Annotated in this window: 14 protein-coding genes; 3 read left to right on the plus strand and 11 right to left on the minus strand. The window is 51.2% G+C overall.

The genetic code is table 11. The annotated features are described in order from the left end of the window. Window positions 1-2 precede the first annotated feature (2 nt). Genes diaA through OGV75_RS02830 form a run of 3 tightly spaced genes read right to left on the minus strand, consistent with a single transcriptional unit; the run spans window position 3 to window position 3,032 of the window. Complete coding sequence (diaA, locus tag OGV75_RS02820) at window positions 3-593, minus strand: DnaA initiator-associating protein DiaA (protein WP_003024948.1); 591 nt, start codon at window positions 591-593, stop codon at window positions 3-5. 34 nt (window positions 594-627) lie between these two features. Continuing rightward, window positions 628-1,023 (minus strand): YraN family protein, encoded by a 396-nt coding sequence (locus tag OGV75_RS02825; protein ID WP_019077774.1) that lies wholly within the window; start codon window positions 1,021-1,023, stop codon window positions 628-630. Continuing rightward, window positions 981-3,032: a penicillin-binding protein activator gene (locus OGV75_RS02830; protein ID WP_286480327.1), complete on the minus strand. Its 2,052-nt coding sequence runs from the start codon at window positions 3,030-3,032 to the stop codon at window positions 981-983. The genes OGV75_RS02825 and OGV75_RS02830 overlap by 43 nt, the downstream gene beginning before the upstream one ends. A gap of 63 nt (window positions 3,033-3,095) precedes the next feature. Here OGV75_RS02830 and rsmI point away from each other — a divergent pair, with 63 nt between their 5' ends. Further along, entirely contained in the window at window positions 3,096-3,959 is an 864-nt protein-coding gene (rsmI, locus tag OGV75_RS02835; protein ID WP_016154652.1) for a 16S rRNA (cytidine(1402)-2'-O)-methyltransferase, read from the plus strand. Between the two features lie 2 nt (window positions 3,960-3,961). Then, a complete protein-coding gene (locus OGV75_RS02840) occupies window positions 3,962-4,963 on the plus strand; it encodes a Fic family protein (RefSeq protein WP_200084093.1) in 1,002 nt (333 codons plus the stop codon). Here the strand turns inward: OGV75_RS02840 and OGV75_RS02845 are convergent. From OGV75_RS02845 to garD, 8 genes are all read right to left on the minus strand, one after another. Continuing rightward, window positions 4,960-5,733, minus strand: coding sequence for a DeoR/GlpR family DNA-binding transcription regulator (locus OGV75_RS02845; protein ID WP_003828620.1), 774 nt, complete (start codon window positions 5,731-5,733; stop codon window positions 4,960-4,962). The genes OGV75_RS02840 and OGV75_RS02845 overlap by 4 nt on opposite strands. A gap of 111 nt (window positions 5,734-5,844) precedes the next feature. Then, window positions 5,845-6,888 carry a galactitol-1-phosphate 5-dehydrogenase gene (gene gatD / locus OGV75_RS02850; protein ID WP_016154649.1) on the minus strand — a complete coding sequence of 348 codons (1,044 nt, stop codon included), beginning with the start codon at window positions 6,886-6,888 and terminating at the stop codon, window positions 5,845-5,847. A 44-nt stretch (window positions 6,889-6,932) separates the two neighbouring features. Further along, window positions 6,933-8,306, minus strand: coding sequence for a galactitol-specific PTS transporter subunit IIC (locus OGV75_RS02855; protein WP_016154648.1), 1,374 nt, complete (start codon window positions 8,304-8,306; stop codon window positions 6,933-6,935). Between the two features lie 4 nt (window positions 8,307-8,310). Further along, a complete protein-coding gene (gatB, locus tag OGV75_RS02860; RefSeq protein WP_200101013.1) occupies window positions 8,311-8,595 on the minus strand; it encodes a PTS galactitol transporter subunit IIB in 285 nt (94 codons plus the stop codon). A gap of 29 nt (window positions 8,596-8,624) precedes the next feature. Next, complete coding sequence (gene gatA, locus OGV75_RS02865; RefSeq protein WP_019077770.1) at window positions 8,625-9,089, minus strand: PTS galactitol transporter subunit IIA; 465 nt, start codon at window positions 9,087-9,089, stop codon at window positions 8,625-8,627. A gap of 14 nt (window positions 9,090-9,103) precedes the next feature. Then, window positions 9,104-10,375: a tagatose-bisphosphate aldolase subunit GatZ gene (gene gatZ / locus OGV75_RS02870; RefSeq protein ID WP_016154646.1), complete on the minus strand. Its 1,272-nt coding sequence runs from the start codon at window positions 10,373-10,375 to the stop codon at window positions 9,104-9,106. 132 nt (window positions 10,376-10,507) lie between these two features. After that, entirely contained in the window at window positions 10,508-11,362 is an 855-nt protein-coding gene (locus tag OGV75_RS02875; protein ID WP_103284275.1) for a tagatose bisphosphate family class II aldolase, read from the minus strand. Window positions 11,363-11,540: 178 nt separating this feature from the next. Beyond that, a complete protein-coding gene (gene garD / locus OGV75_RS02880; protein WP_181547281.1) occupies window positions 11,541-13,112 on the minus strand; it encodes a galactarate dehydratase in 1,572 nt (523 codons plus the stop codon). 403 nt (window positions 13,113-13,515) lie between these two features. Between garD and garP the strand changes: the two genes are divergently transcribed. Further along, window positions 13,516-14,850, plus strand: a complete 1,335-nt coding sequence (gene garP, locus OGV75_RS02885) for a galactarate/glucarate/glycerate transporter GarP (protein ID WP_003024898.1) — start codon at window positions 13,516-13,518, stop codon at window positions 14,848-14,850. The last annotated feature ends 13 nt before the right edge of the window (window positions 14,851-14,863 follow it).

Genomic DNA, 14,863 nt, shown 5'->3' on the forward strand with positions numbered 1-14,863 from the left:
CCTTAATCATCCTGGTGAGGGAAAAGCGTGTTATCGATGAGATCGCAAAGGCAGTTGACCGTCAGCATATGCATTTCCTGAACGCGGGCGCTGTGGTGTGAAGGGATACGGATTTCAACATCCTGCGGCCCCAGTAACCCGGCCAGCTCCCCTCCGTCATACCCGGTCAGTGCGACAATTGTCATGTCGCGTGTCACGGCGGCTTCAACGGCTTTTACGATATCGCGGCTATTACCACGCGTAGAGATTGCCAGTAGAACATCACCTGCATGTCCCAGCGCACGGACTTGTTTTGCATAAACTTCGTCGTGCAGGCGATCGTTGGCAATCGCAGTTAAGACCACATTATCAGTATTTAGTGCAATCGCAGGTAAACTTGGGCGCTCTGTTTCAAAACGATTGATCATGCTGGCAGCAAAATGCTGTGCGTTGGCAGCGGACGTCCCATTACCACAACAGAGAATTTTGTTGCCATTGAGCAGGGACTGAACCAGCGTCATGGCTGCACGGGAGATCGCATCCGGAAGTGCTTCAGCCGCAGCTATCTGAGTTTGAATGCTTTCTGTAAAGCAGACTTTAATTCTATCTAACACGCTAATCCTTAAGAACCAGGCTCTGAATCTTCAACTATGAGCGGTCGTTGAACGCGTCCTTAAACCACTCAACATCATTTCCGGTGAAGGCTAACACATCGAACCGGCAATCCACAGTATCAAAACTTCCATTGTGGCGCGCAAGCCACAAGCGGGCAGTCTGTAATAATTTGTGTTGTTTGCTCCGGGTCACACTCGCCGCTGCACCGCCAAACTGGGCTGAGCGCCGATAGCGAACCTCAACAAATACGGTGGTGTTGCCTTCACGCATTATCAGGTCGATTTCGCCGCCACGCTCATGCACGTTGGCGGCGATAAAATGCAGTCCCTTGCTCTGCAGCCAGTCACGCGCGGTGGATTCCCACGCGTCACCGGTCTGTTTACTCGTTAACTGGCGGGGACGACTTGTCCTTGCTGGTATTTGAGCCATGATAACTTCCTGTTAATCACACAATCCTGCGTTGCGGTTAAGGCTCCGGTGTTGCCGTTAATTTCGAAACCCTGCACCTGACGCATCTGCGAGAAGTGGTTGGCAAGCGACCAGGCATCGACGCCCATCGCGTACATACGTGCCAGCGAGTAGTCGTTACGAACCGCGCCCAGCGCCTGCTGCATGAGAGGGGCGTTAGCGCCTGCTAGCATCGGAATTTCGCTGTACTGCAAGCCTTCCATCTCCAGACGGAAATCCGGGCCGGCAGTTCCCTGCGCGCTACGGGAGCTGGCGTACAGCGTGGCACCGCTCTGGCTACCGTTGCGCATGGCGATCATCGGCTTTATAAATGCAATTTCTTCCGGCGTTGCCAGAATATATACGGCATCAACACGACCGCTGCCGCCGGTGATTTGCGCATCGGTAGGTGCTGCCGGAATGGTCAGACCGCCAATCGTCACGCCAGGCTGCGCGGGTACAGAAGAGGCGACCGGGCTGCCCGTCAGGGAGATCCCCGAGCCGCCGTTGACGCCCATTTTCAGCTCAGTGGTGGAGCCGAACTTCTGCTGCAGCACCACGCCGCCACCCAGTTTTTGCCACTCCTGTGCAAAGGCGTTGGCAACGCGATCGCCTAACGAACTCCGCGGGATCAACAACAGCGGCGTCTGTTTTCCTTGATCGCGAATGTGGCGTGCTGCGTCGCGCGCTTCATCTTCTGGCGACAGAGCGAAGTAGCAGACGTTCGGCAGGTTTTTCACCGACTCCGGCTGATTAAGCGCCAGGACGTTTAATGGCGTGTTGCTTTTCATCAGCTCTTCAACATTGTTCTTCAACAGTGGGCCAACCACGATGCTGGCGCCATCCTGCTGAACCTGAGTCAGGATCTGATTCAGCGGTTGTGATGACGTGTCGTAGATTTTCAGCTCCGCGGACGGATTCGCTGGTGCGCTGGCGGTTGTTGGCTGCGCAGGCGCTGTTGGTTGTGGAGCTGTAGCTTCTGGCTGTGCTGGCGTCTCGTTGGTCAGATCGCTTACTGACGCCTGAGCCGGACTGGCAACACCGTCAGTCGTTTGCGGCTGTTCCGTGGTCGTCGCAGCCGCTGTATCCGCAGCAGGCGCGGTAACAGCAGGGGCCGCTACGGGTTGAGTACCCATATTTTTCGCAGCTTCAAAGCCTTGCTGAATAGTACGGCCAAATACAGCGGCCTGACCGTTCAGCGGCAGCAGCAGAGCAATTTTGCTGGTGGAAGCGGGTTTAAAGCTCTGCACGTTAACCAACTGCGTTGGCAACAGTTTTGCACCCGGGTTTTGTGGATAACGTTTCTGCCAGTCAGCAATACCGGCTTTCATCATGTCTGGATCGTTACGGTTATCGAACCAGACGCGCTGGAGATCTAACCAGCCTTGCAGCACGTTTTCATCCGCATTGATGACCAGCGTCTGCGCTTGCTCCTGGGTCATGGATGACAGCGCCTGCCAGGTGGCATCCATGTTTTTCTGCTTAGCGTTCGCGGCCAGCAGCGGTTCCTGGGCGATCAGGGCGCGCAGTAAAGTCAGCGATGGACGACCCTGGTTGACGTCGATTTGCGCCTGCCAGTATCTCGCCTGCTGGTTTTGATCAAAATCGGCGGGGGTTAGCTTATCCAGCAGGGCCTGTGCGCCAGCGACATCTTTCTGCGCGAGCTTAATTTCGACAGCCAGCAGTGACTGCTCACGACGCTGGGTATCGCTTAGCTTCTGTGGTAGCTGGTTGAACAGCTCGAAAGCCTGCTGGCTCTTGCCTTCTTTCAGCAGTGCACGAATGGCGAGTAATTGCCAGTTGGTCTTGCTATCATCTGAGCTTTGCTGCATTTGTTGCAGATAAAAGCCGGAATCAGCCTGCGCAGTGCCCTGCATATGGGCTGCACTCTGGTCTGGCGCCTGGGTGCCACAGCCTGCGAAAATCAGTGCAGCCAGAATGACTGGTAGCGCGCGTGCGGCTTTCAAACGAGAAAATGTTGAGGGTACCATACTGTATCCAGTGATATTTTTTTACTCAATGCTCAATATTAAATCGGCAATACGGACGACACAATGAAACAACACGAATCGGCGGATAATTCTCAAGGCCAACTCTTTATTGTACCTACTCCTATAGGAAATTTGGCTGATATTACCCAACGAGCGCTCGAAGTTTTACAAGCCGTTGATTTGATTGCCGCTGAAGACACTCGTCATACAGGACTCTTGTTACAACACTTCGCGATTAACGCGCGTTTGTTCGCTTTACATGATCACAACGAGCAGCAAAAGGCCGAAACGCTGGTGGCGAAGCTTAAAGAAGGGCAAAACATTGCGCTGGTTTCCGATGCTGGAACGCCGCTGATTAACGATCCTGGCTACCATCTGGTACGGACCTGTCGCGAAGCAGGGATCCGCGTTGTTCCCCTGCCAGGCCCTTGCGCGGCGATTGCTGCCCTGAGCGCTGCAGGTCTGCCTTCAGACCGCTTTTGCTATGAAGGTTTTCTGCCTGCCAAATCGAAAGGGCGTCGTGATGCGATGAAAGCCATTGAGGCTGAACCGCGTACGCTTATTTTTTATGAATCCACCCACCGTTTGCTGGATAGCCTGGAAGATATGGTTGCCGTCTGGGGCGAATCCCGCTACGTGGTGTTGGCGCGTGAGTTGACCAAAACCTGGGAAACCATTCACGGTGCGCCGGTCGGCGAACTGCTGGCGTGGGTCAAGGAAGATGAAAACCGTCGTAAAGGCGAAATGGTGCTGATTGTCGAAGGACACAAAGCGCAAGAAGACGACCTTCCGGCTGATGCGCTGCGTACGTTGGCCTTATTGCAGGCAGAACTGCCGCTGAAAAAGGCCGCCGCACTGGCCGCTGAGATCCACGGCGTGAAGAAGAATGCGCTGTATAAGTACGCGCTGGAACAGCAGGGGGAGTAACAGTGAGCACCTACCAACCACCTTTCGTCATCACTCCATTGATCCTCAATCAAGTCATTGAAATTGGGGAGTTGATGGGGAATTGGGCGGCGATGGCTGGTAGGGCATCTCCTCTTTTGCGCAAAGAGAATCGTATTCGCACTATTCAGGCCTCTTTAGCGATTGAGCATAATTCGTTGACTACGGAACAAGTCACCGCTCTGATGGAGGGGAAACGTATTCTGGCTCCGGCTAAAGATATACAGGAAGTCAGAAATGCGATTCTGGCCTATGAAAAAATGTCAGAGTGGAAAAGTGAAAGACTCTCCGATCTTTTACAGGCACATCAAATCCTGATGATGGGGCTTGTCGATAACCCGGGTCAATTGCGATCCGGCAATGTCGGTGTTTACAGGGAGAAACAGCTTATCCATATGGCCCCACCGGCGTCACAAGTTCTTCGATTGATGAATGACCTACTGGGCTGGTTAAAAACGACAGAACTCCACCCACTGATTGCTGGTGCTATTTTCCATTATGAATTTGAATTCATTCATCCTTTTGCCGACGGCAATGGACGGATGGGCCGGTTGTGGCAGACATTAATCCTCCGTGAGTGGCGATCGGAATTGGCGTGGTTACCAGTAGAGACACTGATCCACTACCAACAGGATCGCTACTACCAGGTGTTAGGGCAGTGCGATCGGCAAAGTAGCTGCACGCCATTTATAGAATTTATCCTTGAAAACATCATCTCTGCTTTGCAAGAGGGATTGGGGAAATCATCAGCCCTGTCGGAAGAAATGTCGGAAGAAATGTCGGAAGAAATGTCGCCTGATTTACTGGATATTGAAAAACGCATACTACAAATCTTGTCGAATCAGCCAGGCAGATCCGCCAAAAGTATCGCTGATGAGTGTGAAATCTCAGCCCGAACTGTAGAACGCTATCTGAAAGCGTTGCAGCTAAAAGGCAAACTGCAACGCGTTGGCGCGACGAAAGGGGGGCTATGGAGGGTAATTTAAACGACCAGCAGTTCAACCCCTGTTTTGGCCAGCGCTGATTTATCCTGTTTGCTGATACTGTCGTCGGTTATTACGCAGTTAATCTTCTCCATTGGAAGTACCTGATTAAAACCTCGTCGGTTAAATTTTGTTGCATCCAGTACGGCAATAACCTTATGTGCCGCAGCAGCCATCACGCTACTAATCGAATAGCCTTCGTTGAATGTCGTTATACCATTAGTGGCATCAATCCCGTCGGCGCCAACGAACATCAGGTCTGCGCTTATCCCTTGAAGGGAACGTTCAGCGATAGTGCCATGCATTGAATGAGTTTTGTGACGCACCGTGCCGCCGCAGACGACCAGCGTAATGTCTTTGTTTTCCGATAACGTAAACGCAGCGGGCAGGCTATTGGTAATAACTGTGATATTACTTTTTCGGTTTAGCGCCTCAGCGATCAGTAAGGTCGTGCTTCCGCTATCCAGAATCACGGTCATTCCTTCCTCGACCATTGCCGTTGCAGCCTGAGCGATCCGCTTTTTGGGATCGCTGGCAAGCTGATACCGGTCTTCTAATAATACTTCCTGATTGTCACCTTCAGCCAGATGGCTTCCTGGTTTTGCCGCACCGCCATGAAAACGGGTGACCAGACCCTTCTCTTCTAATAACCGCAGGTCGGCGCGAATGGTTACTTCAGAAATACCAAAGGTATTCGAAAGATCCATTACCAGTACGCTACCTTGCGTATTAATCAGGTCGACAATTTTATTCCTTCTCTCAAATGAGTTCATATTGATTTGCCTGATAATTTGACTGCCACTAGTTTAATCGAAGGATTGCGAAAGGTGAACGCTAAATTTCGAAAGTAAATGTGAGCCAGCGCAGGTTGCTGGCTCGTTGGGTCAGGAGAGTTTGAGCAGAATTTTCCCCTGCATCGGCGCGCCATTGAGTGACTTGACTGCGCTGGCAAAGCTGTCGGCATCACCACTGTGGGCAATTAACGGCTCAAGCTGTAAGCGTTTCTCCGTGAGTAAACGGGCAGCGGTTTCCCACTCTTCTCCAGGCCATGGGCTGGAATAGTTCATCCAACTGCCAAGGATGGTTAACTCTTTACGCAATATTTGCCCAAAAACACCTGAAGCTAGCGCCAGATCGTGATGCAGCGTACCGACTAATGCCAGTTGAGCGCGAGGTCCGGCAATTTCGATCGACAGAGTAACAGTTTGTGGGGTTCCCGCAGTCTCCAGGATGAGTTGGTCAAATTGAATGTTCTCCAGACCGGAGTGGATCTCGGTCGCACTCATCTCCCGACTGTTAAACACATAGGTTGCACCCAGTTCTTTTGCTAACGCCAGCTTCTGCGGGTTGATATCAATCGCCGTGATGCTTTTTGCGCCGAGTTCGCGAGCACATTGCATTGCCAGTAAACCGATAGTACCTGCACCAACGATGATCACGTTTTTGCCTTCGCATCCCTGAGCGAGGTGAAAAGCATGCAGGCCAACGGTAATGGGCTCAATGAATGCGCCATCATCAATCGGCATTTCTGAAGGTAGGCGGAACAGGTTGGCGCGTTTTACCACCACATATTCTGCATTGCCGCCTTCGCTGCGCGATCCGACAAACTGATATTGCTTACACAATGAGAAATATCCACGCTCGCACTGAGGACAGTGGAAGCAGGGGAGCAGCGGTACGCAGGCAACGGCATCTCCGGGTTGTAGATCGGTTACGCCCGCGCCGTAAGACTCAACATAGCCACTGAACTCATGCCCAAGTGTGATTGGATAATAGTGAGCGCCATGATTGAAGACTCGGGGAATATCTGAGCCGCAAAGCCCTGAACTGACCACCTTGACCAGTACATCTTCATCAGTTTGCAGTTGTGGTATGGGACGTTCTTCAACGCGTACGTCGCCCTCAGCGTGAATAACCACTGATTTCATAAGTGTCTCCAGAAAAGTGAAGGGGAGCAAATGCTCCCCAGAAATTAAGATGCGGTCTGGCTTTCTGTTATGGCTGCCGCTTTTTCAGCCGCCACGAAATTACGCGCCCGACGCCAGGTCAGCAGTACACCCAACAGGTAAATAGCACCGATAATGATGAAACCCACCACGTTCTGCCAGGTGAAGAGCTGGATTAGCAGCCAGGTGATTGGGGAACCGCCCTGGTCCATTGAAGCCACCATGCCACCAGCTTTCAATGCGCCCGCATTGGCGGCTAGCTGGGTATGTAAACCAATGGTTTGCGTGGCTATCCACAGGGTGATACCCATGATGATGACGCCGGAGATCAGCGTGCGGAAAAGGTTTCCCTGATGAACGGCTACCGCCATGGCGACAAAGAAACCAATGGTCGCGAGATCGCCGAATGGCAGAACCTGGTTTCCTGGTACCAGAACGGCAATCAGAATGGTCAGCGGGATAAAGATAAGACTGGCGGAAACCACCGACGTATGGCCGAGCAGTAGCGCAGGATCCAGGCCAATCAAGAACTCCTGGCCACCAAATTTTGCCTGCAGGCGCTTGCGAGCATGCTTTGCAATGGGAGTGAGTCCATCCATAATCGGTTTAATGACGCGCGGCATGAGCAACATAACGGCAGCTGTTTTCACCGCCAGTTGGAGCACTGCTTTAACGTCATACCCTGCCAGCATGCCGATCACTAACCCCATCACAAAACCGACGGTCACGGGCTCGCCGAAGGGGCCGAAGCGTTTTTGTACATCATCCGCACTGAAATGAATGCGGTTCAGACCTGGGATTTTTTCAATGATCGTATCAACCAGGACCGCTATCGGGCCCAGATATGCCGAGGAACCATGTGGAATGGCGATGCCTTCCAGGCCAAAAAAGTCGCGCGTGTCTTTGGCAAACCAGTCGCCCAGTTTGTAGACGAAGGCGGCATGAACAACCACACCGAGGATGCCCAACCAGTATGAACCGGTCGCCAGATGCAACATGGCGCCGGTAAACGTCATATGCCAGATATTCCAGATGTCGACATTCACCACGCGGGTCATGCGGGTAACCAGCATCAGGATATTCACCCCAATGGCGACAGGAATCGCAATTAACGCAATTTGCGAAGCCCAGGTCATCGGTGATGAACCAGGCCAGCCGACATCGATGACGTGCAGGTTGATTTGAAACTGTTCTGCCATTGCTTTTGCGGCAGGTCCAATAGAGTCCAGCATCAGGCCGATTACCAGACCGATGCCGACAAACCCAATCCCGATATGCAGACCAGATTTAAAACAATCCCCGAGCTTCATTCCCAGCAATTTTGAGAAGATGATGATCACTAACGGCAGCATAACCGTTGGACCTAAATCGAGGATATAACGCATTATTTCGCTAAACATGGCGTTACCCCACGAGGATGGTCAGGATTTTTTGCTGCAATGCTTCGATACCCACGCCTGAGACAAAAGGCATGCCGTGAACCACCGGGATATCGCCAAATGTACGGTCAACGCGAGCCGTGGTACAAATGAGGTCTGCGCCGTCCATATAGGTTTCGATTTCTGTTACACGACACTGAACCAGGTCGAGTTGTATATTGTTGGTTTCACAGAGTTCTTTAATTTCTTCCGCAGCCATTGTTGAAGTTGCTACAGCACCGCCACAGGCCACAATTACTTTACGTTTCATAGGGTATTCCTTTTATTATCAGTTTGTTATCAAATCTGAGCGCAGAGCTCAGACTCAAGGATTTTTTCCCGAAAGAGCATTGCCAGTTCTGCATCGGGCGCATTCAGTAATGCTTCAATGGTGTTCGGGTTTTGTAGCTCACTAAACAGACGACGCAGGAGCTTCAGTTGTGCCGTCGGGTTCTCAACGATTAAGGCGATAATTAAAGAGACGGCGATCTCTTCATCATCATCCGCTTGTTGAAAGTTGACCGGTGTATCCGGGCGAATCAGATAGATAGCAGGAGATTTAGCATGAACAGCTTCACAATGTGGAATCGCAACGGCATGACGTTCCAGCGCTATTCCAGTTGGAAAGGTTGCTTCACGCTCAATCAGGGCCTGCGGGTAACTTTCGTGCACGACCCCTTTGGCCAGCATCTCCTCCCCAATATGTGTCAGCGCATGCTGACACGAGCTAAAGTTGATTCCTGTTCGGACAAAAAGTTGGCTCATATATTCTCCTGATTTCAGGCAAGTGCTGGTGCGCAACCAAAGCGATAGGCGCGCAGAACGTCCTGAATTTTGTCGATAATCAGATTGTGTGGCGTCGCGGTTAACGTTCCTTCAGACAGACGCTCAAATTGCACGGGCATAAATTGGCTAATTAGCCCCAGTGGTAAAGCGACGTCATTAAGATTGGTTATTAATTTCTCTACGCTTTGACGAATGCGGGGATGCGGCCAGTAGTAACGAATACGGTCGGAGAGACTGAAGTGAATATCAACCATCGCCTGACTCCAGGTTGGGCGATAGTATTTTTTCCAGTAGTCCGGTTCATTCAACATAACTTCGTCAATCACTTCCAATACCCGGCTTCTTTGCTCCGGAGATACCAGTTCATTTTCCATTTGCGCAAGGGCAAAAATAGCTTCACGCAGAGCGAAGGTGAGTGCTGGACCTACTTTCAAAATCGCATAGTGATCGCGTACCAGCGCACGGTATGCCTGGCGGGTTTGATAATCGGTAGAATGCGCTTCGTAGACCATTGGGGTCTCTTTGATCCAGGCGGAAAGCGCTTTTGCAGCCTGTGGCTGATAGTGAATAATTTGAGTGTGATCGAATTCGACGCCGGGCTGGACCACAATGGCGATTACGCGCGTTAACGCTTCTTCAAGCCCTAATGCACTGAAGGCAACCTGATGGGTTTCCAGTGTCCGGGCGGCATCTTCTTCACGTGTGACATGAACGCTACCGATGGTGGTGGCTTCTCCTCCTGGTACGGGAACTTCTGTGCCAATCACGTAAGTCAGTTGGCGTTTCTGTTCTTCGGTTGCTGTTGATTCTGCTGCCTGGCAAAGTATGGCTGCTCGCTGAGCAACAACCATCGGGTCTAGCGGTGTCGGATCGTCAGCGCAGGACATTGAAGCATCAAGATGGATTTTGCTGAATCCTGCGGCGACGTAAGCTTTAATCAAGGCTACGGATTTCTCCATCGCTTCTGCCGCTACTTCATTTTGCCAGCAGTTAGGGCCGAGGTGATCGCCCCCCAGGATCAGTCTTTCTCGAGGGAAGCCAATTTCTTGTGCGATGCCATAGACAAAATCACGGAAATCGGCGGGTTTCATCCCGGTATAGCCACCAAACTGATTAACCTGATTAGACGTTGCTTCGATCAGAACTTTACTGTCCGTATTGAGATCAAAGCGTAATGCGGATTCAATGACCAACGGATGTGCTGAACAAACAGAACAAATACCTAAATGTTCACCTGCTTTATGACGAGAGATTATTTCTTTCACTTCTATCTCCGATATCTTTTGTTTATCTTCATAATATTTTTGGATTGAAGGCAAAGGGTAAAAGCAGCTTTCGTGATCCAGCTTTAAAACAGACCTTTGCCAGAATTCATACAATTCATATTAATCAATTGCTTATAGCTTTCCTTCACAACCGCAGTCGGCAATGACTTTACGTACCACTTCTTTCATGGCGGCTTTTGCTGGCATCATGTAATGCCGTGGGTCATTCGCATTGGTATGTGTACTCAGATAGGTTTTGAGTGCGCCAGAAAAGGCGATTTTGAGTTCGGTAGCGACGTTGACTTTGCAGATCCCTAAAGAGATGGCGCGCTTAATATCATGTGCTGGCAGGCCGGATGCGCCATGTAGAACCAGTGGAATATCAACGGACTGACGAATTTCTGTTAGCCGTTCAAAATCCAGTTTAGGTTCAGTGCTATACAGACCATGAGCCGTGCCAATCGCGACCGCCAGTGAGTCGATACCGGTTTTTTCCACGAACTCCCGAGCCTGTTCTGGGTGGGTATAAAGCGCATCTTTTCCGTCCACGATTAGGTCATCTTCTTGTCCACCCAACCGTCCCAGCTCAGCTTCAACGCTAACGTCATAGCGATGGCAGTAATCTGTTACGTGTTTAACTAACGCAATGTTGTCGACAAACGGCAGATGGGAACCATCGATCATGACGGAGCGAATACCTGTAGCGACTTTCTCTTCAATATCGGTGGCGCTTTCATGGTGATCGAGATGGATGGCGAGAGGATGGTTCCAGCATCTTGCCAGTTCACTGGCGATTGCAACGATATTACCGACACCGGCATAGCTAAAAGTGCCAGGCGTGCCGGCGACGATCAACGGAGAGCGTAGTTCGGCTGCTGTTTCCACGACAACCTGTAAGGTCTCCAGGTTGTGAATGTTAAACGCCGGTACGGCATAGCCTTCTCGCTGTGCCTTCTTCAGCATCATTTTGCTTGAGATGATAAACATACTTCCTCCGAAGTCTTTCGATTGCTTTCTTCGAAATAAAGTATAGGGTTTCGTAACGTTTTTTTGTGATTTCGATCTGATAAATGAAAGTTTCGAAAGAAAAGGGAGGATTGCGAAAGTATATGGCGAAAAAAAAAGCATGCCCGAAGACATGCTCATGAAGAAAAAACGTGGATAATCAGGTCACTGGCGCCGGGTTAAACACCGCCAGCTGGTTATGCAGTCCCCATTGATCCGAGAAGGTTTTCTTACGCCCGCTGGCGACGTCGAGAATAAACTCGAACAGTTTCAGACCCACGTCTTCAATGGTTTCTTCCCCGGTGGCGATGGTGCCTGCGTTGATGTCCATCAGGTCAAACCAACGGTTGGCCAGCTCGGTACGGGTCGCCATTTTTATCACCGGCACGGCCATCAGGCCGTACGGCGTACCGCGACCGGTGGTGAACACCTGCACGGTGATCCCGGAAGCGACCTGCTGCGTACCGCAGACAAAATCACTGGCGGGTGTAGCCGCGTAAATCAGGCCGCGTTTGGTTGGGCGTTGACCCGGCGACAAGACTTCGACAATCGCGCTCTTGCCAGACTTGGCAATAGAACCCAGCGCTTTTTCCACCACGTTTGCCAGACCGCCTTTCTTGTTGCCTGGAGAAGGGTTGGCGCTGCGATCCGTTTTGCCCATATCAAGGTAGTTATCGTACCAGGCCATCTCTTCAAGCAGGCGTTTACCTACTTCTTCGTTAATCGCACGTGGGGTCAGAAGATGGATGGCATCGCGCACTTCGGTAACCTCAGAGAACATTACGGTGGCGCCGCAGCGTACTAACAGGTCGGAGGCATAACCGACCGCCGGGTTGGCCGTCACGCCTGAAAACGCATCGCTGCCGCCGCACTGCATGCCGACCACCAGTTCTGACGCCGGGCAGGTTTCACGCTGGCGTTGATTGAGTTTTGCCAGATGGCGTTCGGCCACCTGCAAAATATCGGCAACCATCGATTGAAAGCCAACGTGTTTTTCATCCTGCAGGCTGACGATGCTGGCGCTGTCGACCGGAATACTTTTCACATCGTGCGTGCCTTCCAGCAGGCGCTCTGGCTGCAGTTTTTCGCAGCCGAGGCCAATGACCATCACTTCACCGCCAAAGTTCGGGTTTAGCGCAATATTGTGAATGGTACGAATCGGCACGATGGCGGCTGGGGCATTAATCGCCACGCCGCAGCCGTACAGATGATTGAGTCCGACCACGCCGTCAACGTTCGGGTATTTGGGCAGCAGATTGCGCTCAATGATTTTCACCACATAATCCACCACGCCCGCCACGCAGTGCACACTGGTGGAAATACCGAGCAGATTCTTGGTGCCGACACTACCGTCCGCATTGCGATAACCTTCGAAGGTGTAACCCTCAAGAGGCGGCAGCGGCTCTGGCACTTTGGTTGCCAGCGGCAGCGTCTCCAGCGGCGGGGCCTTGGGTAGCTCAACCATTGATTCATCAATCCAACTGCCGCGTGGGATATCGCGAACGGCATAGCCTATCACTTCGCCATAACGCACGATTTCGCCGCGAACAGGAATATCCAGGAGCGCCACTTTATGTCCCTGGGGAATATGTTCAATGAGTTCCAGTCCGTCTGGAAAACGCGTCCCAGCTTTCAGACCATTGTCATTGACAATTATCGCCACATTATCTGTTTCGTGAACTTTAATATAAAACGCCGTTGGCGATTCTTGTCTGATTTCGATGTCGGCCATTGTCCAGTATTCTCCAACAAGGTGGTGATAATAGTGTGGATATTTATATTTTGAATCTAATTATAAGTAATAAAGATTCGGTATCGTGAAATAAGAATGTCAGGAGTTTATCGCCAAGAATGTGATGATGATCACTTAAACTCAGCAAGGCCGCCCCACCAGGGGTAGCAATACGTAAATGTGTGCATTAGCGCCCATGTATGTGTGCATATGCCCAAAACATTATTTTAATAACGCATGTTTAATGAGCGCTTGCACAATGATTAACGTTGCGCTGCTGATTATACTAAATCACGGTTTCATAGCGTCTGATAAATTATTATGCGTTCTTATTATCAGTAATTTATCACCAGGAATATCTACCCAATAATAATAAAAATTTAATGTACCCGAGGTAATTAGAATGATTCTGGATACAGTTGTCGAGAAAAAGAAAGGTACGCACACCCGTTACTTAATATTGCTGATAATATTTATCGTTACAGCCGTTAACTATGCGGACCGTGCAACGCTGTCAATTGCCGGCACGGAAGTGGCGAAAGAGTTACAGCTCAGTGCCATCTCAATGGGGTACATTTTCTCCGCTTTCGGCTGGGCTTACCTGTTAATGCAAATCCCCGGCGGCTGGCTGCTGGATAAGTTCGGTTCAAAGAAAGTCTATACCTACAGCCTGTTCTTCTGGTCGCTGTTTACCTTCCTGCAGGGCTTTGTCGACATGTTCCCGCTGGCCTGGGCGGGTATTTCAATGTTCATCATGCGCTTTATGCTGGGCTTCTCGGAAGCGCCGTCCTTCCCGGCGAATGCCCGTATCGTGGCGGCCTGGTTCCCGACGAAAGAGCGCGGTACGGCGTCCGCAATTTTTAACTCCGCACAGTATTTCTCTCTGGCGCTGTTTTCGCCGCTGCTGGGCTGGCTGACCTTCGCCTGGGGCTGGGAACACGTCTTTACCGTGATGGGCGTGATTGGTTTTGTGCTCACCGGACTGTGGGTAAAGTTTATTCATAACCCAACCGATCACCCGCGTATGTCGCAAGAAGAGCTGAAGTTTATCTCTGAAAACGGCGCGGTCGTGGATATGGACCATAAAAAGCCGGGTGATGTGAAGTCAGGCGGTCCTAAATTGCATTATATCAAGCAGTTGCTCACTAACCGTATGATGCTCGGCGTGTTCTTCGGACAGTATTTTATCAACACAATTACCTGGTTTTTCCTCACCTGGTTCCCGATTTACCTGGTACAGGAAAAAGGCATGTCGATCCTGAAAGTGGGCCTGGTGGCTTCGATCCCTGCGCTGTGCGGATTTGCCGGTGGCGTACTCGGCGGCGTGTTCTCTGATTATCTGATTAAACGTGGCTTCAGCATCACTCTGGCACGTAAGCTGCCGATTGTGCTCGGAATGCTGCTCGCCTCGACCATTATTCTGTGTAACTACACCGATAACACCACCCTGGTGGTGGCGCTGATGGCGCTGGCGTTCTTCGGTAAAGGCTTCGGGGCGCTGGGGTGGCCGGTGATTTCCGATACTGCGCCGAAAGAGATTGTCGGTCTGTGCGGTGGGGTATTTAACGTATTTGGCAATGTGGCTTCCATCGTCACCCCGCTGGTGATTGGGTATCTGGTGAGCGAGCTGCACTCATTTAATGCTGCGCTGATGTTTGTAGGGTGCTCGGCGCTGATGGCAATGGTTTGCTACCTGTTTATTGTCGGTGACATTAAACGTATGGAATTGCAGAAATAAACAAAGGTGTAAG

Origin of the sequence: Citrobacter sp. Cb028, from assembly GCF_030336705.1 — a bacterium.
Lineage (GTDB): Bacteria > Pseudomonadota > Gammaproteobacteria > Enterobacterales > Enterobacteriaceae > Citrobacter > Citrobacter braakii.